A 24,300-nucleotide genomic window follows, 5' to 3' on the forward strand; every position below is an offset into this window, starting at 1 on the left:
TTGCCGTATAGTACACTGACAAAACTCTTGTAACGAGGGAACAGATATGGCAAATGAAAGAATACTCATCGTCGAGGACGAGGAAGACGTTCTCGAACTTGAAAGCTACAATCTCAAAAAGAACGGCTACAACGTTGAAGCAGCAACGACTGGCGAGCAGGCGCTGGAAAAGGCGTTGAACCACACCTTTGACCTGGTGCTTCTCGACATAATGCTGCCCACTGTGGACGGCCTGGAGGTCTGCAAGATCCTCAAGACAAATCCCCAGACCGCGGAGGTACCAATCATAATGCTCACTGCAAAAGGAGAAGAATCCGATATCGTTGCAGGTCTGGAGCTGGGCGCCGACGATTACATTACCAAACCTTTCAGCCCTCGCGTACTCATGGCCCGGGTCAAGGCGGTACTTCGCAGAAAAAGAAAACCAACTCCAGAAGAGTCTGAGACGGTTAGACGAGGCCCAATTGAAATACATCCAAATCGGCACATGGTTACTGTTGAAGGACAGAATGTGGATCTGACCTCCACCGAATTCAGCCTCCTGCATCTGCTTGCCAGAAAACCCGGGTGGGTTTTTACTCGCTACAAGATCGTCGACGCTATTCACGGAACGGACCATGCCGTCACTGACCGATCAGTCGACGTGCAGGTAGTCGGCCTGCGTAAGAAGCTTGGCTCGGCAGGAAAACTCATCGAAACAGTCCGTGGAGTCGGATACCGATTTAAGGACCTTTCAGCAGAACAAGATATATTATGAAAAACAGAAGGCTCCTCTGGCAAATCTTCACTCCATTCGTCCTTGTGACACTGGCTGCGCTTATATCCGCTGCATTTTACATATCTTACACACTTCGTGATTTCCACCTCGATCAGATAGAACAGCAGCTTCTGGCTCAGGCATACTTTGCAGAGGAGCTTCTCACCGACAGCCTGGCGAATCAGGAGAACGCCTATCTCAACGAGGTCACAAAAGAACTCGGCCAGGAAACGGGAACCAGAATAACAATAATCGCTGCCTCCGGACAGGTTGTAGCTGAATCCCATGAGCAGGCCGAAGAAATGGAACTGCACGCGGATCGTCCCGAGATCGTGCAGGCACTTGAAGGCAGCACTGGCTTCGCAATACGCCCCAGCACCACCCTTGGCCAGGACATGGTTTATGTTGCGATACCGATGATGCAAGACGGCAATGTAATAGGTGTCGTTAGAACATCCGTATCCGCGGCGTCCATAGACAACACGCTTGCCGAGATATTCACGCAGATAGCCTTTGCAAGCATCATTATCGCTTTTGCAGCAGCAATCGTGAGTCTGGGCATTTCACGCAGGATAACCCTGCCTCTTGAAAAACTCCGCGAAGGGGCGAATCGCTTTGCGCAGGGCGATTTCTCACACACCCTGCCTCATGCTCACGCCTACGAGATCGATGCTCTGGTAACAGCGATGAACAGAATGGCAAAAGACCTTGACAGCCGTATCAAGACTATGATTCGTCAGCACAATGAGCAGCAGGCAATCCTCTCCAGCATGGCTGAAGCGGTCATCGCAGTTGACAACAACCAGCAGATCATCAGCATAAACGAGGCTGCGGAAAAAATGCTTAACATCGATAAGACCGACGCAAACGACAGGAGGCTTAGCGAAGTAGTTCGCAACCCAATGCTCAATGATTATATCCAAACCGCCCTTACCGAAGAGACTCATGTAGAGGGTCCTCTCACTCTGCATGACACAGGTCTTGAGCGTCATCTGCGGGTTCAAGGGACACTGTTGCGAGATGCGCACAATAAAAAGATCGGCGCGGTTGTGGTATTGAATGACATCACCCAGATCCGGCGGCTCGAAAGAGTCCGCAAAGACTTCGTCGCAAATGTCTCTCATGAACTGAAAACGCCGGTAACATCGATCAAGGGCTTTATAGAAACCCTTCTCGACGGTGCACTCGATGACCCCGAAGATGCTGCTCGCTTCATAAAAATAATCGAAAGGCAAACGAACCGTCTTAACCATATAATTCAGGACCTGTTGACGCTTTCCAGGATCGAGGAGCAAACCGAAAGAACCTCCATTGAAGTGGTACCCGCTAATATTAAGGGCCTGCTCTCTACTGCGGCTCAACTATGCCAGCTTCGCGCATCGGAAAAGAATGTAGAGATAAAGCTGGATTGCGAAAACGATCTGATCGCACCCGTCAACCCCTCTCTGCTCGAACAGGCACTGGTCAACCTCATCGACAATGCGATAAAGTACAGCCCTCAAGACGACACAGTGACCGTAAACGCACACCAGGACCAGAACAATATAGTCTTTTCCGTAAGCGACAATGGCTGCGGAATAAAAGCGAAATACCTCCCCAGGCTGTTCGAACGTTTCTATCGCGTCGACAAGGCCCGCAGCCGCAAACTGGGCGGGACCGGACTGGGCCTGGCAATAGTCAAGCATATCTCCCAGGCTCATGGAGGGACGGTCTCGGTAGAAAGCACACCAGACATCGGCAGCACATTCACTATCACGATACCTACTACGAATTGACACCCCATCTGATTCATATTCACTGCTAGAATAATGTTAGAATTCGGCTCCTACAGCGATGATTCTGCGCGCATGGACAAAAAAATGAAGTAAAAGCTCATTCCTAACCACCCACTAACAATTCATTCACATGCCCCTAACAGACTAGGCATAACATCCATCCATAACTGGAGTGCGTGTTAGGGAAAAATTACTTCAAAATGAAAGGGAAAAAATGAAGCAGAAGGTACAAGCAGCATTGGCGGCCATCATGATCATGGCCATGGCGGGTCTGGCAAGCGGGGATGAAATTTCAGAACTGCGAAAGCAGGTCGAAATGCTCAGCAAAAAGCTCGAAAAGCTTGAGGCACAGCAGCAACAGCAGAAATCGGTATTTGAAGAGCAGATCGACAAAGTGGCCGCTCAGAAAAGCGAAGCGAAACTGCCCGACAGCCTCAAGTGGGCCGAGACACTGAAATTCTACGGCGACTTCCGGTACAGGCACGAATCGATCGACGACGAGACCGCTTCCGAACAGCGGGACCGCAATCGTATCCGTGCACGTCTGGGCGTTAAGGCTAAGGTCAATGATGAATTCGGCGTAAACTTCCGCCTGGCCAGCGGTGACGATGATCCGGTATCTACAAATGAAACACTCGACGACTCATTCAGTACAAAAGACATCCGCCTCGACAGGGCCTACGCGATATGGACGCCGAACTGGTCGGACCCCACAACTATCCAAATGGGTAAAATGGGCGTTCCCTTCTTCAAGGCTGGCGGCAATCAGTTGATCTGGGATGACGACCTGAGCGTCGAGGGTGTAAGCGCCAATTACGGCTGGTCACTCAACGACAACACCTCAGCAGAAGTCACCGGCGCAGGTTTCTGGGTCGACGAGAGAAGCTCCGATGTCGACACATCACTATGGGGCATTCAGGGGCTCATCAATCGCGACCTCTCTTCTGACAGCAGCGTAACAGCAGGAGCTACTTACTACGATTACGGCAACATTGAAGGCATTCCTACAACCACGATAGGCACCCTGAGCTCTGACTACAACATATTTGAAGCACTTGCCGAATACTCCACAAAGATCAACTCCGTACCCGTAAAGGTCTATGGTAACTGGGTAAACAACACCGCAGCAGATACAGGTGAAGATACAGGTTATCTCCTCGGCATGACCTACAACAAGGCCAAGAAACAGGGAACCTGGCAGCTCGGCTATCAGTATCGGGACCTCGAACAGGAAGCAGTTGTAGGCGCATTCAGTGACTCAGACTTCATCGGCGGCGGAACGAACGGCAAGGGTCATAAGTTCAGCTTCGCATATGCCCTGGCCAAGAATACCACCGCGGGCGTAACCTACTTCATGAACGAAAAAGGCGACGATGAAACTGACTATGACCGTCTGCAAATCGATTTGAAATACAAGTTCTAACATATTGCTCATATTTACATAGTTCTAACATCGCTCTAACACAACGCTAACACTTTACGGACTATAATCTTAGGAACCTTATTGAAAGGAACGCGAAAATGAAACTAACGAAAACTCTCAGAAACAGTTGGCTTGTACTCGTTGCAGCCATCATGATCAGTTGCCCGGCAATGGCAGCAGAAGAACCTATCGACATCGACGGATCCACGACAGTCGGTCCGATCGCTGATGCCTTCAAGGAAGCGTTTGAGGACATCCATCCTGACGCATCGCTGACGATCAAGAAGACCGGCAGCGGTGATGGCGCGGCAGCACTGGTTGCGGACCGCACTGACATCGCGATGATGAGCCGGTTCATGAAGCCAAAAGAATTTAAAACCGCTGTTGATAAGGGAATCTACCCCGTCGCACACGTGGTGGCGATGGACGGTGTCTGTGTTGTAGTACACCCATCCAATACTATAGATGAGCTTACCTCCGACCAGGTCAAAGCTATCTATAAGGGTGAGATCACGAACTGGAAAGAGCTCGGCGGGCCTGACATGAAGATAGTACCGGTAAGCCGTGACACTGCTTCGGGCACATACGAAACTTTCCATAAGCTGGTCATGAAAAAGGAAAAGATGGATTCAGGCGTAGAATACGTCAATTCCAATCCACAGGCCCATGCACGTGTATCGAAAACCCAGGGCGCTATTGCTTATGTCGGCCTCGGGTTTCTCGATCGCAAGGTTAAGGCCCTTGAGATCGATGGAGTAACGCCTACACGCAGAACGATCGCCAAAGGGCTCTATCCTGTCAGCCGTCCGCTCTATCTGTTCACGAACGGCTACCCGAAACTCGGTTCGCTGGTACACGCATTCTGTACCTTCCACCTCAGCGAAGAAGGTCAGGAGATCATCGAGTCGAAGGGATTCGTTCCGCTGACTGACTACTAATCAAAGAGACACTTTTAAGCACTGACCCGGTCTGCCGAGTCTCTGGGCTCGGCAGACCATAAAAAAATATAGATCAACTTTATATCAAGCTCGAAGTCTTCTTAGTTCTAAGCTTCAAAAGAGAAGGTAGAATATGCCGCAGAGCAGTAAAAAACCAAACAGCACAGAGCATAATTCACCGGTAGAATTCTCTGCTCCGCTGATGATGAGCCCTGGCGAAGACATCAGGGGCTTTCTTACATTTCACGGCGTCAAATTTCTGCTCTTTCTAATTACCTGTGCATCCGTTCTCGCAGTCCTGCTGATCTTCTTTTTTGTCTGCCGTGAAGCGATACCATTTCTGACTCAGCACGACGTGGCCGAATTCTTCACCAGCACCGACTGGTATCCGGAAGCAGATACTCCGCAGTTTGGCGGACTCGCACTGATAACAGGCAGCATATATGCAACACTGATCGCCATGGTAATCGCCGTGCCGATCGGCCTGCTTGCAGCAATATTTCTCAGCGATATCGCTCCATTCAAACTTCGCGAATACATCAAACCAATAATCGAACTTCTTGCCGCTATTCCATCGGTCGCGTACGGCTTCTTCGCAATCCTGATTTTCGCCCCGATGCTCCAGAAGCAGTTCGGCTTCACCACCGGGGCGAACGCCCTCAACGCCGGCATAATACTGGGGATCATGGCCCTGCCGACGATAATCAGCGTCGCTGAAGATTCGCTCTCCGCTGTCGGCCGCGAGATACGTGAAGCATCCTACGGCCTCGGCGCGAACCGATTCGAAACCATTATCAAAGTCGTTATGCCCGCAGCTCACAGCGGAATAATCGCGGGGATCATTCTCGGGGTCATGAGAGCTATCGGCGAAACAATGGTCGTACTTATGGCCTCCGGTAACGCCAGTCAGATCCCCACGCCCTGGTACGACATCGGTCAGTCCATCAGAACAATGACCGCCACCATCGCCGGCGAAATGGGAGAAACCGCCAAGGGCTCCGACCACTACTATTCGCTGTTCGCAATAGGCCTGATCCTTCTGGTCTTTACCCTGCTTCTAAATCTTATCAGCGAACACTTCATGGCCCGAATCCGCAACCGTGCCGGAGGTAACAAATGAGCCTGAAAACCAGAGGCATATTCAATAAACTTTTCACATTCTGCTGCTCCAGCTCCGTTGTTCTGCTCGCAGCGGTACTTATCATAATCCTCGCGCCTATGATGTACACGGGCTGCACCGCTGTCATTTTCCGCGGCACACATGAATTCCGCGCAATGCAGCTCGAGCTGTTCGACAGAGGCGATCCTCAACAGATACAGCAAGAAGAAGAACGGCTGCAGGAGCTTCGTCAGCCTATCTATGACATGCTGAGCCACTTCGAGCGAGGCATAGCAACCGAACAGCTCGTCGATCAGGCAAAGGACATCTACCGCGATTACGGAGATAAACTGCGATACGACAACGTGCCGCGTGATGTTTACCTCAGCAAACGCCGGCAGGCTCGCGAAATCCGCAACCTGCTGAGTGACGCATATGAAACCACGGACAAAACCGAGGCACTTGAATACCTCGACGAAGTAGATTCCCACGAGCTCAAGCCCGATTTTGCGGACACGAAGATCGCTCAGCTTTTCGAGATGGCCGACGAATATCGTGAAATCGTGAACACCGTCGATCTGGACCGCCGGGATGAATACCTCACCGCGCTCGATGAAGTGAAGGAAGCACTTCGCCGTCTGTTCGGGCCTCGCCCGGGCGCTGAAAGAGCACATCTGGCCATGAACCGCTACGGCTCGACGAGATGGGATCAGGTTCAGAAAAACCTGGACGTGCTTCTGTACGCACAAAAATGGGTGCAGGAAGAACCCGGCCAGCCCGCGGTCAAAAAATCCGTATCTCGTGCCGAGGAACAATTCGCAGGAACGACCCTCGAGCCCTTGTTCGCGATGGTCGAAAACGATATCGAAAAACTCACTCAGCCCAAACCGACCTTTTACTGGCAGTATTTCATAGATGACAGCACACCCGGCTACTTCTTCGGCGGTGTCGGTCCTGAAATACTAGGAACCATCCTGATAACCCTGGGCGCGATGCTTTTCGCCACGCCGCTGGGAATTATCTCCGCGTGGTATCTCGTCGAATACGGCAAAGACGGCCATGTGGTACGGATAATACGTTCATGCGTAAATACGCTCGCAGGCGTACCGAGCATCGTGTTCGGTCTGTTCGGTCTGGCATTTTTCCTGATGTTCCTGTTTCCACGCATCGGCCTGTCTTCCGAACCGTCAATCCTTGCGGGCTCACTTACCCTCGGTCTGCTCGTACTGCCAGTCATTATCCGCGCCAGCGAAGAAGCAATCCGATCAGTACCGCAAACATACAAAGAAGCATCACTGGCACTGGGCGCCGGTGAATTCCGCACTTTCCTGACAGTCACCCTGCCTGCCGCCCTGCCGGGAATCCTTACGGGCATCATACTCAGTCTCTCGCGGGCCGCGGGTGAAACCGCTCCGGTGCTTTTTATCGCGGCAATAGCATCAGGTCCAAAACCCGGATCCATATTTGACCCGACTCGACTGCTGTCGTACGGCAGCTACGTAATCGCAACCGGCGACCGGATCGCAATGAGAGTGCCTCACAAACAGTACGGCATGGTGATGACACTGATACTGCTCGTACTGCTGTTAAACATAGTCGCCATAGTGGTCCGATCGAAGATGGCACGCAAACTGAGAGGATACTGATATGCCTTTCGACATCGCAGGAACCCGTCAAATGCAAAAAAGAGCAAGTTCAGCAAATAAAAAGGCCGAGAAAATGCCTCAGATCAAAATTAACAGCTCAAATCAGCCGGATCCCGAACCCAGGCCGGTCAAGGACAAACCGATCATTACCTCGGAAGACTTCTGCCTGTACTACGGCAGCAAAGCCGGCGTTCAAGACATATCGATGGAGATATATCCCACCTCCGTCACCGCGATCATCGGTCCCAGCGGCTGCGGCAAGAGCACGTTCCTGCGCAGCATAAACCGCATGAACGACCTGATACCGCACACCAGCGCAAAGGGTCAGCTTCGCGTCAACGGATCCAATGTATACGACAAACAGATCAACCTAGTAAATCTCCGTCAGCAGGTTGGCATGGTGTTCCAGAAGCCCAATCCGTTTGCGAAAAGCATTTATGACAATATCGCCTACGGTCCCCGCCTTCAGGGTATCCGAAACCGCGCCCGCCTTGACGAGATAGTTGAAACATGCCTGAAATCTGCGGCCCTGTGGAAGGAAGTAAAGGATGACGTGAATAAGTCCGCTCTGGCTCTTTCGGGCGGTCAGCAGCAAAGACTGTGCATCGCTCGTACACTTGCAACCGAGCCCAAGGTACTGCTGATGGATGAGCCATGCTCCGCGCTGGACCCCATCGCGACCGGCCGCATCGAGGACCTGATCAACGAACTCAAGGACAAATACACCATCGTTATCGTGACCCACAATATGCAGCAGGCCGCTCGCGTGAGCGACATGACTGCATTCTTCTGCATGGGCGAGCTGATCGAATACGACCAGACTGACAGACTCTTTACGAACCCGGCCGAGAAACAGACAGAGGACTACATCACTGGAAGGTTCGGCTGATATGCACAAGCAGTATCACGGCAAAACCTGGAAGATCCGCTCGGCAAAACGATATCCTCAGGCACGAAACCATATCATAATCGGCCGGGTCGTCGATACCACTGAGGCATTCATTAGAATCAAATGCAGAACGTTCCATTTCGGACGCACCGTAACGTCGGCCAAGGACATAGACATCGGACCAAACATGACCCGCATAGTCCCATGGAACAGCATCGAGATCGTGAATGAACTGCCCGATTCATTTGACTATGCGTCGGCAGAGCTTATACTGGATTCCAAGGGCCGGGTTGCGTTGAAGGACCACAATTACCTGTCTCCGCTGTGTTCGAGATCGGAACAAAGATATTAACTGGAAACCCACCAAAGCGCAAATAGGGACGCCAATCGGCGTAAGCAGTTTTGAAATGGTTTTCCACAACGGGAGCTTAACAATGCCTGTACACATGAAACATGAGATAGACAAGCTCAAGCAAAACCTTGTAAACCTGTGCAGCGTCGTCGAAGAAGAACTCTGGCAGGCTGTAAAGTCGGTAAAAAACGCCGACGCGGACCTGGCCGCAAAAGTCATCGGCAACGATCAGAAGATCGACGATCGTGAGGTCGAGATAGAGGAAGAATGCCTAAAGATCCTCGCACTCTACCAGCCGGTTGCGATTGACCTGCGGTTCATCATTACTGCCATGAAGATCAACAACGACCTGGAACGTATAGGCGATCTCACCGTCAATATCGCCGAAAGGAGCCAATTTCTGGCCAATCAGCCTCAGGTCCCGATTCCCTTTGACTTCGAAAGCATGACCGAAAAAACCCAGGCCATGCTCAGAAAAAGCGTCGATGCGCTGGTAAAGATGGACTGTCAGATCGCACACGAAGTATGCATGTCAGACGATAAAGTAGATGCCATCAATCGACAAATGTACGACCAGGTCAAAAAAGAGATCGTAAAACACCCCGACTGGGTTGAGCAGCTCATTCATCTGCTCTCGATCTCGCGGCACCTTGAGAGAATCGCGGACCACACCACGAATATCGCAGAAGATGTGATTTACATGGTCGAAGGTAAAATAGTACGTCACACCACCGAAAAATTCGGAAGCTAACACAGCCCTAACATTTGCAGACTTAAACCACGTCAAAACAAGGGATTACAAAAAATATCGAACCCCTTGACATCTGTTTCGCTGCGCACTATTGTATGTCCTAATCGAACGCTAACACTGAGCTAACACTATTCTAACAATCCGGAACTATACATTCCCGCCAGTTTCGGATTCGCCTTTTTTAGTGCTCTAATTAGGACAAATTATGCAGACTGACCAGTTTTTCTCGATGCTCTTTCAAATTGTGGGCGGCCTGGGCATATTCCTGTTCGGTATGAAGAACATGTCCGATGGTATGCAGGCCATTGCGGGCGAAAAGCTTCGCAAGATGATCAACGCGATCACGAACAACCGCATCTTTGCCTGTACGGTCGGCATGGTGGTCACTATGCTCATCCAGTCCAGCTCCATCACCACCGTAATGACGGTGGGTATGGTCAATGCGGGACTGATGAAGCTTACCCAGGCGATCGGCGTGGTCCTCGGTGCAAACATCGGCACGACCGTCACCGCATGGATACTGGCACTGAAAATAGGCAAGTACGGCCTGCCGATCCTCGGCATCGCAGCCATTTTCTATATCTTCAGCAAAAGAGAACGTGCGAAATTCACCGCTACCGTCGTACTCGGCATTGGCATGATCTTCTTCGGCCTGGAGCTCATGAAAGACGGCTTTGCACCAATCCGTGACATGCCCGAGTTCATTGAGTGGTTCCATAAGTTCAGCCCCGGTGACGGCACATTCTCATTCATGAACTATCTGCGCATCTGGAGGATAGTCCTTGTCGGTGCATTGCTGACAGCTATAGTACAGTCATCTTCGGCGACAATCGGCATAACCATCGGCCTTGCAGCGAACGGGATCATTGACTACCATACCGCTGCTGCTCTGGTACTAGGTGAGAATATCGGCACCACAATTACTGCCTTCTTAGCCTCTATCGGGGCAGGCTCGAATGCTAAAAGAGCATCATACGCTCACATGGCAGTCAATATACTTGGCGTGGTCTGGATTACCATTCTCTTCTGGGTATACGTAGATTGGGTCCCCCAAGTCATCGGCGCAGACCCCACAGCCACAGCCGTCGGTGAAGATGGTAAGTCCATGTTCGTCAACGCCGAAAGCCTTATCGCAGCAACCCATACCGGCTTCAACGTGGCAAACGTACTCATATTCCTGCCCTTCACAGGGCTGCTCGCAAAGCTGCTCAACAGGATAGTACCGGAAAGAGAGCTCAAGACACACAAACCGCTCACTGTCCTGGACTCGCGTGTCCTGGATGCACCCGCTCTTGGGATCGAACAGGCCCAGCGTGAGATCCTCAAAATGGGCGAAAGAGTGTCCCGCATGTGCGGAAGCTTGCGACATGTGCTGATAAAGTCAGAGCCCGACCCAAGGCGTGAGGAAAAGATATTCAGTCGGGAACGAGACCTCGATCTGATACAGAAAGAGATTACCGAGTTTCTGTCAAACGTTCTCGCGCACAACCTCTCGCACGAGGCCGTCAATCAGGGCCGTAACCAGTTGCGTATGGCCGACGAGTACGAATCCATAAGCGATTACATCACGACCATACTCAAGCTCAAACTCAAGATGCGGGACAGTGACATTTCCATGACGGACGAAGGCTTCAACAATATTATCGACCTGCATGACCATGTCGCCCAGTATATCGGTATGATAAACGAAGGTGTCAGGACCGGCGATGAGACCCTGATCATCGATGCCCAGACCAAGGGCAAAGCCATCACGCGTCTTATGAAGGATTACCGGGCACAGCATCTTGAACGCTTCGGCGAAGCTCAGAACAACCCGCTCAAGAGCCTGATCTACACAGACATGCTAAACGCCTACCGCAGAATGAAGGACCACGCCTTCAACATCGCGGAGATACTTGCAGGCGAAAAGTAGTTAGCAGAAAGCACAAACTCAGGCCCCGATGTGATCGTCACTGAGGGGCCTTTTTTGTGCCTTATCCGCACACCTGGCAATTCTCTCGACCGAAATCAGAGAACTCCTTATTTCACAAATCGCTCATTTCGGCAAAACTGCAACCTGAATCGACAACCAATATGATATTTTAAGGAGGTCACAATGAGCGATCCGACCAAATGGTTTGTACAGAATTCACCGGAACTGGGCCAACTATTCGCGGACTTTTACGAGGGCTGTAAGGAAAAGGGTGCACTTGACAAAAAGACGAAGGAGCTTCTCATGGCATCACTCGCCTGTGTTTTCCGCTGCCCGCACTGCGTGGAAGAGCACATCAAGGGAGCCCTCGACGCAGGTGCCTCGAAGCAGGAAGTGACCGAGGCCCTGCTGATCGCCGCCGTTGAGGGCGCAGGGACTCAGCTAGCCTGGAAAAAAGAAACCTTTATGAAACTCCTCGGCTAGCATACTGCAAAAATACAGTCACAGCATTGGGCTTGAGCGACCTTCAGGCTGTGCAATCCCAGCCTGCACAGCTTCTAGGCCGCTCTTTCCTTTGCTTTGACTCTCTTTTTCTTGATCTGCCACACACTTGTCACGCCGTTCTTTGTAGCGGTTCCCTCAAGCCGCCCCGAAGTCGCCACCTTCGTTTGGATCTCGCCCAGCAATGCCACCTTCAGCAGAGCATCGAGCCTCGAACGCAGCACCATTTGTTTCCGTCTGGTGATCGAACTGGCTTTAAGCACCCATACGTCCATCAGTTTTCTCCCAACTGAACATTTCTCTGCAGACAATTCAACTTCACTAAAAACCTAACAAACAAACTCGCAAATGCAAAACGCCCCGGACAAAAATTCATATTCATCCTGTTAACTCTTTTTCATATTTGCCAAATAAACCCAAAACCGCTATCATCCCCCGAAACAGTAACAAAGAAGAAAGAAGAAATGAATCCGCAGGTCATATTCATCCTGAAGCTGATACTGATACTCACGGCGGGACCGCTTTTTATCATTGCCGCGATACTGCACGCTTACGCGCGTATAAAACTCAAGCCCCCGCCCGAGGAAATGGATGCATACTACTTTGAGGTCGAGCACATGAATCCCGATCTGGCACGCTACCGAAAGTGGACCCGCAGCACCTATACCGCGGCCATCATCGCAATGGCCATGCTGTTTCTTGGTCTGATAATATAAGCGGGCAACCCCCTCAAGCTCCGCCCCGCTTGATCACCCCGTTTCCAAACTTTTTCTTGATCTCGTCCACCGCCTTGTCGACCTTGTCCTGCTTGCCGTCCTCATTTTCCTCGAACAGCTCCAACTGACCGCTCCGCTCTTCGCTGAGCCTGTCCACGCCGAACCCAAGAAGTCGTAAGGGTCCGCCGCTGCTCCGCCACCACTTCTCAAAAACCTCCCGCCCGACTGCAAAAAGCGTACTCGTCGAATGCGTCGGTCTGCCGAGTTTATGTGACCTCGTGATCGTCTTAAAATTGCCGTAACGGAACTTCAGCGTCACTCCGCCGGCACGCAGGCCGGCATCCCGCAGCCGCATCGCAACCTTCTCAACCTGCCCCAGCAGCACCTCCGCCAGAACATCCTTATCCCCTACATCCGTCTCGAACGTCTCTTCCTGGGAAATGCTCTTAGCCTGAGAACTGATTTCCACTTCCCGTTCATCCTCGCCCATGCTGAGTTTTTTGAGGTCCTCAGCCGCATTACCCAGCAGATACCGCAAACTCTCCACATCCCTGTCCTGCAGGTCTCCAAAGGTTCTGATTCCTTGATCCTGCAGCTTTTTGCCGGTAACCTTACCTACGCCCCACATTCGCCCTATATCGAGCCCGCGCAGAACATCCAGTTTGTTCTCCTCCGTTATAACAAAAAAACCGTCAGGCTTATCGAGATCGGAGGCAAGTTTTGCAAGAAACTTGTTCGGAGCAATGCCCACAGATGCCACCAGGCCTGTTTCCTCATGGATAGTCTTCTTTATCAGCCGGCCTATTTGCTCGGCGGAACCCCAGATCCTCTTAGAATCCGTCACATCCAGGAATGCCTCGTCCACCGACAGCGGTTCCACCAGGGGCGTGAACCTGAAAAAAATCTCCCTTATTGCCAGTGAAAACTCCTTGTACCGCCCCATTCGCACGGGCAGAAATATCCCATTCGGGCACAACCTTTTCGCCTGTGCAGTCGGCATGGCAGAATGGACTCCGTACTTTCTTGCCTCATACGATGCAGCGGACACCACGCCCCGCCCTTCCGCACTGCCGCCCACGATCACGCATTTACCCGCCAGTTCGGGCTTGTCATGTATCTCCACGGACGCAAAAAATGCATCCATGTCCACATGAATTATGTTTCGTTTCCGCTTGGCCATCCTAAAAAACACATCCAAATTAAACCGGGCGTTTGTAAATCCGCACGTAATTATTATAATGCACCAGCTCTTGGGCATAGAAAAAACCAGGCAAAACTGTACAAAACTAAGCAAAACCGGAAGAAAGGACAGCAAAACGTGGTAAAACTCGTCATTTTTGACATGGACGACACGCTCTACGACGAGGTAGATTACTGCCGGAGCGGGTTCAATGCCGCCGCCCGCTACCTTAGCAAGAAGTCACATTTGCCTGATTCGGTCAGTGTTCAGGCAATTGCAGATGAATTGTGGCACCAGTTCACAGCCGGCAACACTACACGTACATTCAACGCAGCCCTGGACAAATTCGATTTGCCCTATGATATGGACCTGATCAAGCGACTTATCACCGCATATCGCGAACATAAACCCCGGATAAACCTGCCTTATGACAGCAAAATGACACTTGATACGCTGTCACAGCAGTACGATCTGGCGCTTTTAACAGACGGATTTTTGCCCGCTCAGAGGCTCAAAGTTAAAGCATTGGATATTGAAAAATACTTCAAGTGCATCGTTTTCACAGAGGAAATGGGGCGAGAATACTGGAAACCGCACCCGGCTGGTTTCGAGAAGATACTCAAAAAGTTGGCTGTAGAGCCTTGTAACGCTGTTTATTTCGCTGACAACGTGGCTAAAGACTTCATTGCTCCAAATAAGCTGGGTATGTCCTCTATTCGCCTGATCCGTCCTAACGGTGTCCACCATGGCGAACCAGCCTCTCCGGAAGCAGCCCCGGATCATACGATCACTGATATCAAGGACCTGCCCGGCCTGTTGGAAAAACTGTAAACAACTGCAACAAAGACATTTATCCGCCTGGATCGAACAATTTGTGACCCTCTGGCTTATCTATCAAGACGCTGCAGTATGAACTTTGCAAGCCTAAGGTCACGAACAGTGTTTTTTTGTTGACTAAAACCGTCTCTGCGGACATACTACAGGACTTTAATACCTAGCTGCCCCTTCGCAGCTATTTTGTGGACTGATTATGTATCTTTAAAAGGAGTAGTTTTCTATGGCAGGTAGATCCTCTCAAAGCAACGCCATGCTATATACAGTAATCACCTTTGTCTCGCTTTTCATTATCGCTACTGTCGTCGCGGTCATCTTCTACCTCAAATATGAGGACGAAAAGATGATCAGCCAGAAGAATATCGAAAAGGCCGACCAGCTCGCCACCGACTCGCAGTTCCGTCAGCTCAGCCGGACTGTCGGCGACATCAAGTCCGGCGAAACTTATATCGGCGCGATGCAGGATTATCTCGATCAAATGGTCACTGTCGTAACAGGCGAGAAGATCGACACTTCGGCACGTGTAAAGGTCAATGACACCAAAAAGGAGATCAATCAGACACTTGAGGCTCTGGGTGATGAATTTGCCGCAGCATATGGTCCTGAAGGCGTGGATTTGCTGCAGACACTCGTACAACTCAAGAACAGCCTGGATGCCCAGAGGCAGCAGCAGGAAAACCTCCGTCAACAGCTCGACAAACTTCAACAGAAATACGCCATTGACCAGCAGGCCTGGGAACAGACCAAAGAAGAGATCATAACCGACAAAGAGCAGTACCAGGCGCAGGCCCAGGAGATCCAGGAAAAATATGACGAACTCAATCAGCAGATGCAGCAGTCCGCTGATCAGCAGGTCCAGATTTGGAAGGACCGTTACGAAAAGACTGAGAATGCACGCGAGGAGCTGCTCGTAGAACTTGAGAACACCGAGGAAAACCTGCAGGAAACAAAGCAGGAACTAAGCGATGCGCTTGCGAAACTTGAAGAGATCAAGCCAAGACCCGACATTGAAGTTGCAGCTTACCAGCCTGATGCGGAAGTTGTGGCTGTTGATCTGCAGACCGATGTGGTATACCTGAACATTGGATCGGACCAGCACGTCTACCGGGGTCTGACCTTCTCTATCTATGATAGAAGCGCTCCCGTACCTGAAGATGGTGAGGGCAAGGCAGAGGTTGAGGTTTTCCGCGTTGATGAGAAGGTTTCATCCGCCAGGATCGTTTCATCCAGCAAGAAGAATCAGATAGTCGAAGGCGACAAGGCAGTCAATCTGATCTGGGACGAAGAGACCAGCAACGACTTCGTAGTGGTGGGCTCTTTCGATTTCGACCGTGACGGCCTTGTAGACCGTGACGGCAAAGAAAAGGTCGAACAGCTTATCGAACGCTGGGGCGGCAAGATCAAAGAAACTGTGGATATCAATACTGACTTCCTGGTGATGGGCACCGAGCCCGAGGTAATGGCTGAACCCACGGCTTCGGAGATGGCAATCGATCCGGACGCCGAAGATAAATACCAGGCGCAGCTTGATCGTGTCGATGCGTACTACAAAGCTATTGAAAAAGCTGAGACGCTTGCAGTACCGAAGTTCAACCTTAAGCGTTTCCTGCTGCTTACAGGGTATGAAACAACCGCTAAGCAGTCAGAGCCTACATCCTGACCGGCTCGATCCCTATGCCGGCGACATAAACGTCGCCCGTATATTCACGGCTCGCCGTCGAAGTGAAACCGCGTTTTGCTGCTGCAAACGTAACGGTAAAATTCGCTTTGATGGCGAGCTGTTTTTCTGTCGGGACGCCCTTGTTGCAATTCAACCCAGAGGGTATGTCCACTGCGACAACACTCTTGCCTAACTTATTTATGTCATCGATCAATTCCGGGTAGTTGCCTCTCAATGCGCCCTTCAGCCCTGTCCCGAACAAAGCGTCCACAATAATGTCACTGTCTTTTGCAAAATGCTCGACCCGCTTGTCGAGGCCGTAGAGGCCCATATCAAGCTGGAATACGCCGATCTCCATCTTGCATACTATATCCAGGTTAGTTTTGGCATCACCTTTTATCTTGCTCTGATCCCCGCATGTCACAACTTTCACGTCACAACCTGCGTCTGCAAGATGCCTTGCGATCACAAAACCGTCTCCGCCGTTGTTGCCGATTCCCGCGAAGATACAAACTTTCGGGTTTTCAACATCACCAAGATGCTCCAGTATCACTTCCGCACATCCCCTGCCTGCGTTTTCCATTAGAACGCAACTGGGCACACCTATTTGCTCGATCGCCCATTCGTCAAATTTGCGAACTTCTTCTCGCGATAAAACACTATCTCCGGGGGAATATTTTCTGACGTTGAAAACCTTTGCCATTGCCACCTCACTTTAAAGCAATTCATATTCGAAGGGAACCTGCATACCCGCAAGATCTACCCATAAACGGCAGAGAGAATTAACCGCTGACCAATCATAGTATTATCCAAAACATGCAAAATTCAACTGCTTTTTTGTGAATAATAATCTCCTGCATCTCGATACCATAGTGACTGATACCGATCGTGCGTTCTCGTCAATTGTAGGTGGCGTTTCCCAAAGATTATTAACACTACCAGACAACACAGGCCCGCCCGGATATACATTGTTGTAATTTCGATCATAGAACCGTATCCGCCCAGACTTTGACTGCACCGAGATTGCGGCGGAACATCCATGCTATCCGAAGTGCCTGTCGCGGGTTCGTATCGGCCAGGTGACTCCGACCAGCTGATAACCGCAGACGTGTCTCTGAGGGCGGGATAAAGACTTTTTGGGAAAAACGGCCCGAGATGCGCTCAGGGAAGGACTTTCTGTTAATTTCTTTGAGCATCAGAGACAAAGGTCTGACAGATTAACGGCAATAAAATCAATCAGGAAATATAACAATGTTAATAAAAGAATCAGTAACGCAAAGGCCCTTTTGTTGCGCCCAAAGGATAGGAGTGTTCATTTACGCGGCTAAATGAACACTCCCGATTCACTCTGTTTCTACTTTATGGATTCTTGTTTGGTAGCAATCGGCACATAACCGGCTTCCATGCCAATCGGCGGAGTCATTATCAATGCCGGGTCCATATCTGCAAGTTCACCGAAATCCGGTTCAGGCAGGTACTGCTTATCTTTTGTCCAGTTGCGGTGCAGCTTTTCAACACGCTTCTGCAGGTCCTCGCGTTCCACATCCGTCAAATCGGCATTGAGAATCGCCGGCTGGTCAGCAAACCGGTACCAGTAATAAGTTACTTTCGAGCCATCACCGGGATACGCATAGAAAGGCCCCGCAGCCGGCCCTGGCCTCTTCCAGCAACTGTCCGGATCTTCCGGTGTAACCATCGATTGTGATGGACGGCTTTCAGCTCTGCTGAAGTCCGCACCTGCAAGCCCTGTCTCCTGGGGTACCTTTTTAGGATCTACGACCCTCCACACTGGATTGCCCTTCCCATCCTTGCCAAGCTTATAGTACTGAGGAAGCGTAATAAGCTTACCATTTTTTGTCTCTTTTTTGGTTACCATTTCCTCGTTCCACTTAAATCCGAAGCTGCTCGGATCCGGCGCAAACGGAGTTGCAAAAGAATCCCAGGTAAGTCTCACCTTTTCGTCCCTTGGCGTATTCGGCGGATATATCCTCCAGGTCGCCCATCCGCGACCTGGAAACTCATGCAAACCGGCAGCTTTAGTGTCAATTTTACCGCTGGCGACGGGCCCGCCTTTAAACCACTCCTCTACAGAATTCCATAGTGCATTCTTGCTATATGACAAAACCTTGTGTACGATTATTGATTCGCCACTGTTGTTATTTGGAAACGATGTCGGTGCTACCCTGGCATAAGCATCGCCGTTTTTGTCCTTGCCAATAGCCGCCGGAACATACTGGGTTTCCATCTGTAGAGCCCTGTTCGGGTTAGAAGGCTTGGAATCAAGAAACATCCCTGCAAGCTCGGGTTTTTCGGTTGTTATCCGGGACCAGTAATATGGAGTAAAAAAGGTAACCGGCCCTTTAAAGTTTCCGGTGTTCAAAAACAGCGTCCAGCAGTTATTTCCTGTGGGAACATCTTTTCCCGCTGTCTTTTCCTTAGGCTCTGTCAGCGGCAGCGGCAAATAACCATATCCCCAGAGCTGACCGCATGTACCCTGCTTGACATTGAGACCATCCGGCGGCCACAGAACCCAGGGGCTAAGCTGCGCGACAGCATATTTGCCTTGCGGCTTTTCCCAGCTCCTTCCTTTACCTGAACCTGGACCGTTAGCCCAACTGGTAAAATTCAGCTCAACGCCGCCCATAATGAACTTAGGTGTTTCCGTGGCAAAATGCGTATTACGCCACCATCCCAGGCCTCCTTCAATGTCTGTATAGAATTTCTCTCCCGGCTTCTTTTCATGCTTTGGATGCATCCACGTACCGAACAGACCCGTTTGGAATCGCCGACCAGGATATTCCTTCAGCAGCGGCCAGGCAGCGACATACATCGAAAACCCGCCCCCGTAAGACTGATCAACATTCTCATTAGGCGCACCCAAGTACCCGGCCATCTCGCCTTTTTCGGCGTCACCAAACACACCAGACGTGAAAACAATCAAAAGAGCCAAACATACGATCGAAAACGAACACCAACTTTTTTTCATAACAGATCTCGGAACATAATGTAGTGTATTGAAACTATCACAATGAGCATACTGCCAATCTGTTAATGTATCAATGGCAAATAACGTTGCATAAGTCCCAAAAACCAACAAGAGCCCCCCAGATAACCATCCAAAGAGGATCTTGCGAAAGCAGAGTAACCATGTTAAACGAATGAGGCGAAAACCAAAATAACTAATCAATTATCCCACGTCAATCACTACGTAGTCAGCACTAATGAGTCATCGGACGATACCGCCGACGCGAAGCAGGCGTGGAAGAAGCACTTGGAGATGTACCTGGCGGGCGTTTCCGTCCGTCGGCGAGCTCCTTCACAGCCCTTTTTAAGAAAAAAACCGCACCCGGACGATCTGAGACGGTCGACATTGACTTCTGGGCACAGCAAGCAAAGTAATGGACAAAGTCCTCGAAGACTCGAAAAAGCGACTGACGCAAAAGCTGTTTTTTAAGACATTTTCGAGGTAATCATCTTGACACAACCTCTCAGAAGACCTTATATTTCATAGCTTTATCAAACGAAGCGCTCGTAGCTCAGGTGGATAGAGCAACGGATTTCTAATCCGTAGGTCGGGGGTTCGAGTCCTCCCGGGCGCGTTGGTTGAATCGGCTCTAAGTCCTTGGTATTTAAGGGACTTAGGGCTTTTTTAATGAAATCAATAGCTCCCGCATGACATGAATCAGGTCCACGACCTTCCATGGCCCGGGCTCGCAAATCATAATTTGCCTAGTTTTTGAACCGTTTTAAGTAAAAGTCTTGTCAAGAATAAGCAAAACTCTCCTGTCCTTCAGGCACTCATCCCTTACTATGTAAATGTACGAGAATTGATTGGGGATCAGAGTGTGAAATGAATTACACAACGCCGTTCAAATTTGCGAAGATCGTCATAACGAACTTTCTCGAAGACGAAGCGATCGTACGCGGAGCCGGGCTTGCATTCTTCACTACGCTTTCGCTGGCACCGATACTCACGATACTGCTTGCAATCGCAGGTTTCATCAGCCCTCAGGCTCAGCAGGAGCTGATAGAATCGATCAATGATCAGGTCGGGCCCCAGGTTGCGAAAGCTCTGGAAGTCGTCATAAAAAATGCATCCGAAAGACAGCTTGCCGGAAAGATATCAGTAATTCTGAGCACCGGTTTGCTGTTTTTTTCAGCTACCGCGGTCTTTGTTCAACTGCAAAAATCCATTAACAGGATATGGGGTGTTAGAGCCCAGCCGCAAAGCAGGATTTGGGGATGGATCAGAAAGCGTCTTATGTCCCTGGGCATGGTACTTGGAATAGGGACAGTAATACTGCTCTCGATAGTTGTCAGTACTGTCCTGACCATAATATTGACGGGTTTGACTGAAATAGTTGACTTCGCTGCGACACTTCTGGTTTTTGTTTTACTTTTTGCGCTGATCTTCAAGTTTCTGCCGGATGTCAAGATCAGTTGGAAGAATGTTTCAGTAGCGGCGTTTTCAACTGCAGCATTATTTGCTATAGGCCGGTACGCCCTGCTCTACTATTTTTCACATACCACTGCAGGGTCAGCGTATGGAGCAGCAGGCTCTCTGTTCGTACTTCTGCTTTGGGTTTACTATTCCTCGCTCATCTTTTTTCTTGGGGCAGAGATCACCCATGTCTATGCGACCGGTTTCGGGGAAGAGATCGAGCCTGCAGACTACGCAGAGTACACAAAAAACCATGAAGATCAGAAGAAACGCATTCGAGATGCCCTGAAATAAGACACAGCCAGGTCCTATAACACTGTTTGACCCAAAGCTCAGATACACTCCAGAACAGCTCCTTTCACGCTAATTATCTAGCTCAAAAGCGTTTGGCTTGACCCCGAAAAACTGTACCGTTGCTGATTAGAGAGTATCCGTTATAATTTGTTAGTTTTTATGGAAAGGATGCTCTTATGAAACGCAAGAATCACAGTCCCGAACAGATTGTCAAGATGCTCCGCCAGGCGGATGCTGTAATCGGCTCCGGCGGTACGGTCCAGCAGGCCTGCCGTGAGCTGGGCATCAGCGAGGCGACCTACTACAACTGGCGCAAGCAATACGGCCGCATGAAGCTCGACCAGGTCAAGCAGCTCAAGGCCCTGCAAAAAGAGAACGCCCAGCTCAAAAAGCTCGTTGCCGACCAGGCACTGGACAACGCCATACTCAAAGAGGCGCTTTCGGGAAATTACTGAGCCCGGCCCGGAGACGCAAAGCGGCCAGGCATGTTCAAAAGAGTCTGGCCGTATCCGAGCGTCGGGCATGCAAGGTGATAGGTCAGCCGCGAGCCAGCCAGCGGTATAAACCTCAGCAGCAGCCAACGAACACGGCACTGACCAGCAAGATAATCGAGCTGGCAAAGGAACACCAAAGCTACGGCTACAGGTTTATAACGGCCAAGCTTCGTCAGCATGGCTGGCGTGTAAATCATAAACGAGTTCAACGAATATGGCGAAAGGAAGCATTACAGGTGCCTCACAGACGCAAAGGACGAAAAACGAAAGGCAACAGCGACAACAGCTGCAGCGTGCAAAAAGCCGACTACAAGGACCATGTCTGGACGTATGATTTCGTCAGCGACCAGAGCGAGGACGGTCGCAGTCTGAAGTTTCTCACGGTGCTCGATGAGTTCACGCGTGAGTCGCTTACGATAGAAGTAGGCAGGTCGATCAAGTCGGGCGATGTGGTTGAAACGCTGGAATACCTGTTTGCGGTCCGAGGCGTGCCTGGGTTTATACGTAGCGACAACGGGCCGGAATTTGTGGCTAGTGCGATCAAGAAGAAGCTCGGCAAAAAGAACGTCGAAACGCTTTATATCGAGAAGGGTCAGCCGTGGGAAAATGGCTTCATCGAATCGTTCAACGGCAAGTTCAGAGATGAGGTGCTCAATCGTGAGCTGTTTTATTCGGTTAAGGAAGCGAAAGTGATTGTCGAACAGTGGCGGATGGAATATAATAACCATCGGCCGCACAGCGGGCTGGACTACGCGACCCCGGCCGAGTTCGCCGCCACGTGCATTGCTTCCGCTTCGCCTACGGCTCAGCTACAGCAATATACGACAGATGAGAAGGACAACTCTCTAACAGTAGCTGGTACATAATTCGGGGGCAGGTCACGTTTACATGCCAAACAACTCAGACTTTAGGCTAAAACAAGCAGCTAAACCAGCCGATATGTAGCGAGTAAAGAATGCTATGAGAATTCGCAAGAGGGACAATGATGGACAGTTTAGACAATAGCACGAACAAATCAGTTCCGGATCAGTCTTCAACCGCTGTGGGTGAACTGATCGGACAGCTTGAGGATTTTGAAACGTCTCAGTTGGAAATGCTCCAGTGTCTGCAGGACCTGCCAAATTGCAGACAGGCAGATCAGACACTCGACCAGCTTCTGGAAAAACTGGACACCACCTCAGCAAAACTCGATTCACTGCGTCAAAGACTTGATCCTAAATTCAACGACCCCGCTTTGTCATCGAACGACACGGTAGAGACTACCATTTTCGACTATGTTTCGGACGGAGTCATTATCCTGGAAGCGGGCAAACCAACATATGTTAATAAAAAAGCGGCTTTGATATTGACTGATTCAGAGGGAATTGAGCTCGCAGAGATAACGAAGATAATAAGCGAGCTGGGCCTTACGGAGATGCTCGAAACTGAACAGACAGAGCAGATAGAGCTCAAACGCCCTTCCGGGAAATATCTCAATATTCAGCATCACACGATCGATTCCTCACAGAAGAAATCTGTTTTCATCATTGAGGATCGCACTGAAAAGATCGCCGGTAAAAAGGCCAAGAGCGATTTTATCGCTGCGATAAGCCACGAGCTTCGCACTCCGGTCACGTGCATCCGAAACGCAGTGTCGAACATACTTGCGGGCGTCACCGGCAAGGTGAATCCTAAAACACGGACATATCTTGAAAAGGTTCGCAGTGACTGTCATCGCTTTTCCAATCTCGTAAGTGACCTGCTGGATGTTTCCAAACTTGAAACAGGCGTAATGCCCCTCAATCGAGAACCAGTTCGCCTTGCCAGTCTTATCCGGCAAACCACGGAACGTATGCGTCACCTGGCAGACGAAAAAAACATTAACCTTGAATTCACAACTTGCCCGCCCTGTTCGAGCATCTACGCGGACCCTCAGCGTCTGCCGCAGTCGTTGAGCAATATACTGGACAACGCGATAAAGTTCACTCCGGCTGAGGGCAGGGTCACAGTGGAAGTATCTGAAACGACCGATAATCTTACGATCGCAATTAAAGACACAGGAATCGGCATACCTAAATCTCTGCAGCCTCGCATATTTGAAAAGTTCTATCAGATCGGGCGTCAGGCAGGTGCTGGTTACAAGGGTGCTGGACTGGGTCTGCCTCTCAGTAAAGGCATTGTCGAAGCGCACGGCGGAGCTATTTCTCTTGAGAGCACCGAAAAGCAGGGATCCACTTTTTTCTTAACCATGCCCAGGACCGATCCCGCCCAACTGCTTAAAAAACGGCTTTCACAACTTGAGGAACAGGTAACCCATACAGGTGAAACGGCGACGCTCATGCTCGTTACAGCGCCTGATGAAGCCAATGAACAAATCACAGAGAGGATGATCGATCTGCCTGGTGCTGTTGATGCAGTATTGTCGGAAGAAGATCACATCCTTGAAACAAGCAAAGGTGAAGTTTTGATCCTCTTCTGTGACAAGAGGTCTGCAGCACGTAAAAAGCATGATAAAATCAGAAAAATTCTGCACGAACAGATGAATAATAGCTTTGGTGCCCTCCCTCATATGCCGATGGTGGGTGTAGGTCGTTACCCTGGCAATGCAACAAGGATCGATAAGCTCGAAGAAGCCGTTAGGGAAAACCTTAAAGAATAA

At 50.4% G+C, this 24,300-nt stretch carries 21 protein-coding genes and 1 tRNA gene; 18 read left to right on the forward strand and 4 right to left on the reverse strand.

Translation table 11 applies throughout. The features are described 5' to 3' along the window. Positions 1-46 precede the first annotated feature (46 nt). The 11 genes from STSP2_RS13070 to STSP2_RS13120 all read left to right on the forward strand — a co-directional run bounded on the left by STSP2_RS13070 (position 47) and on the right by STSP2_RS13120 (position 12,025). Positions 47-757, forward strand: coding sequence for a response regulator (locus tag STSP2_RS13070; protein WP_146663201.1), 711 nt, complete (start codon positions 47-49; stop codon positions 755-757). Then, the gene (gene pnpS, locus STSP2_RS13075) at positions 754-2,532 is read left to right on the forward strand and encodes a two-component system histidine kinase PnpS (RefSeq protein WP_146663202.1); all 1,779 of its coding nucleotides are present in this window, start codon (positions 754-756) and stop codon (positions 2,530-2,532) included. Before STSP2_RS13070 ends, pnpS begins: the two co-directional genes overlap by 4 nt. A 214-nt stretch (positions 2,533-2,746) precedes the next feature. Then, positions 2,747-3,955 carry a putative porin gene (locus tag STSP2_RS13080; RefSeq protein WP_146663203.1) on the forward strand — a complete coding sequence of 403 codons (1,209 nt, stop codon included), beginning with the start codon at positions 2,747-2,749 and terminating at the stop codon, positions 3,953-3,955. 98 nt (positions 3,956-4,053) lie between these two features. Then, positions 4,054-4,893: a phosphate ABC transporter substrate-binding protein gene (locus STSP2_RS13085; RefSeq protein WP_146663204.1), complete on the forward strand. Its 840-nt coding sequence runs from the start codon at positions 4,054-4,056 to the stop codon at positions 4,891-4,893. Between the two features lie 133 nt (positions 4,894-5,026). Further along, entirely contained in the window at positions 5,027-6,013 is a 987-nt protein-coding gene (gene pstC / locus STSP2_RS13090) for a phosphate ABC transporter permease subunit PstC (RefSeq protein WP_205847900.1), read from the forward strand. After that, positions 6,010-7,638 (forward strand): phosphate ABC transporter permease PstA, encoded by a 1,629-nt coding sequence (gene pstA, locus STSP2_RS13095; protein ID WP_146663205.1) that lies wholly within the window; start codon positions 6,010-6,012, stop codon positions 7,636-7,638. Before pstC ends, pstA begins: the two co-directional genes overlap by 4 nt. A 73-nt stretch (positions 7,639-7,711) precedes the next feature. After that, positions 7,712-8,527 (forward strand): phosphate ABC transporter ATP-binding protein PstB, encoded by an 816-nt coding sequence (gene pstB / locus STSP2_RS13100; protein WP_146664074.1) that lies wholly within the window; start codon positions 7,712-7,714, stop codon positions 8,525-8,527. A gap of 1 nt (position 8,528) precedes the next feature. Then, on the forward strand, positions 8,529-8,879 hold the full coding sequence (locus STSP2_RS13105; RefSeq protein WP_146663206.1) for a hypothetical protein: 351 nt from the start codon (positions 8,529-8,531) through the stop codon (positions 8,877-8,879). Between the two features lie 82 nt (positions 8,880-8,961). Then, positions 8,962-9,630, forward strand: a complete 669-nt coding sequence (gene phoU / locus STSP2_RS13110; protein WP_146663207.1) for a phosphate signaling complex protein PhoU — start codon at positions 8,962-8,964, stop codon at positions 9,628-9,630. Positions 9,631-9,835: 205 nt separating this feature from the next. After that, positions 9,836-11,542, forward strand: a complete 1,707-nt coding sequence (locus STSP2_RS13115; protein WP_146663208.1) for a Na/Pi cotransporter family protein — start codon at positions 9,836-9,838, stop codon at positions 11,540-11,542. Between the two features lie 183 nt (positions 11,543-11,725). Beyond that, positions 11,726-12,025, forward strand: coding sequence for a carboxymuconolactone decarboxylase family protein (locus tag STSP2_RS13120; RefSeq protein WP_146663209.1), 300 nt, complete (start codon positions 11,726-11,728; stop codon positions 12,023-12,025). A 74-nt stretch (positions 12,026-12,099) separates the two neighbouring features. On the opposite strand, the gene STSP2_RS13125 is transcribed toward STSP2_RS13120, so the two are convergent. Next, on the reverse strand, positions 12,100-12,318 hold the full coding sequence (locus STSP2_RS13125) for a hypothetical protein (RefSeq protein WP_146663210.1): 219 nt from the start codon (positions 12,316-12,318) through the stop codon (positions 12,100-12,102). 189 nt (positions 12,319-12,507) lie between these two features. Between STSP2_RS13125 and STSP2_RS13130 the strand changes: the two genes are divergently transcribed. Next, a complete protein-coding gene (locus STSP2_RS13130) occupies positions 12,508-12,759 on the forward strand; it encodes a hypothetical protein (protein WP_146663211.1) in 252 nt (83 codons plus the stop codon). A gap of 13 nt (positions 12,760-12,772) precedes the next feature. Here the strand turns inward: STSP2_RS13130 and dinB are convergent, their stop codons facing one another. Continuing rightward, complete coding sequence (gene dinB, locus STSP2_RS13135; RefSeq protein WP_169853210.1) at positions 12,773-13,939, reverse strand: DNA polymerase IV; 1,167 nt, start codon at positions 13,937-13,939, stop codon at positions 12,773-12,775. A gap of 138 nt (positions 13,940-14,077) precedes the next feature. Here dinB and STSP2_RS13140 point away from each other — a divergent pair, with 138 nt between their 5' ends. Then, on the forward strand, positions 14,078-14,770 hold the full coding sequence (locus STSP2_RS13140) for an HAD family hydrolase (protein ID WP_169853211.1): 693 nt from the start codon (positions 14,078-14,080) through the stop codon (positions 14,768-14,770). A 226-nt stretch (positions 14,771-14,996) separates the two neighbouring features. Continuing rightward, on the forward strand, positions 14,997-16,433 hold the full coding sequence (locus STSP2_RS13145) for a BRCT domain-containing protein (protein WP_146663214.1): 1,437 nt from the start codon (positions 14,997-14,999) through the stop codon (positions 16,431-16,433). On the opposite strand, the gene STSP2_RS13150 is transcribed toward STSP2_RS13145, so the two are convergent. Continuing rightward, positions 16,423-17,136, reverse strand: a complete 714-nt coding sequence (locus STSP2_RS13150) for an NAD(P)H-hydrate epimerase (protein ID WP_146663215.1) — start codon at positions 17,134-17,136, stop codon at positions 16,423-16,425. The genes STSP2_RS13145 and STSP2_RS13150 overlap by 11 nt on opposite strands. Before the next feature lie 651 nt (positions 17,137-17,787). Beyond that, entirely contained in the window at positions 17,788-19,620 is a 1,833-nt protein-coding gene (locus STSP2_RS13155; RefSeq protein WP_205847901.1) for a hypothetical protein, read from the reverse strand. Between the two features lie 338 nt (positions 19,621-19,958). On the opposite strand from STSP2_RS13155, the gene STSP2_RS13160 reads away from it, so the two are divergent. The 4 genes from STSP2_RS13160 to STSP2_RS13175 all read left to right on the forward strand — a co-directional run bounded on the left by STSP2_RS13160 (position 19,959) and on the right by STSP2_RS13175 (position 24,300). Then, a tRNA-Arg gene (locus tag STSP2_RS13160) sits at positions 19,959-20,032 on the forward strand. A gap of 251 nt (positions 20,033-20,283) precedes the next feature. Further along, on the forward strand, positions 20,284-21,168 hold the full coding sequence (locus STSP2_RS13165) for a YihY/virulence factor BrkB family protein (RefSeq protein WP_146663216.1): 885 nt from the start codon (positions 20,284-20,286) through the stop codon (positions 21,166-21,168). Between the two features lie 176 nt (positions 21,169-21,344). Next, positions 21,345-22,528 (forward strand): IS3 family transposase gene (locus STSP2_RS13170; protein ID WP_418202197.1). Its coding sequence is split into 2 segments (ribosomal slippage): positions 21,345-21,609 and positions 21,609-22,528, totalling 1,185 coding nucleotides; the frame shifts between segments, so codons are not numbered across the junction. Between the two features lie 116 nt (positions 22,529-22,644). Continuing rightward, positions 22,645-24,300, forward strand: coding sequence for a sensor histidine kinase (locus tag STSP2_RS13175; protein WP_146663217.1), 1,656 nt, complete (start codon positions 22,645-22,647; stop codon positions 24,298-24,300).

Origin of the sequence: Anaerohalosphaera lusitana (assembly GCF_002007645.1) — a bacterium.
GTDB lineage: Bacteria > Planctomycetota > Phycisphaerae > Sedimentisphaerales > Anaerohalosphaeraceae > Anaerohalosphaera > Anaerohalosphaera lusitana.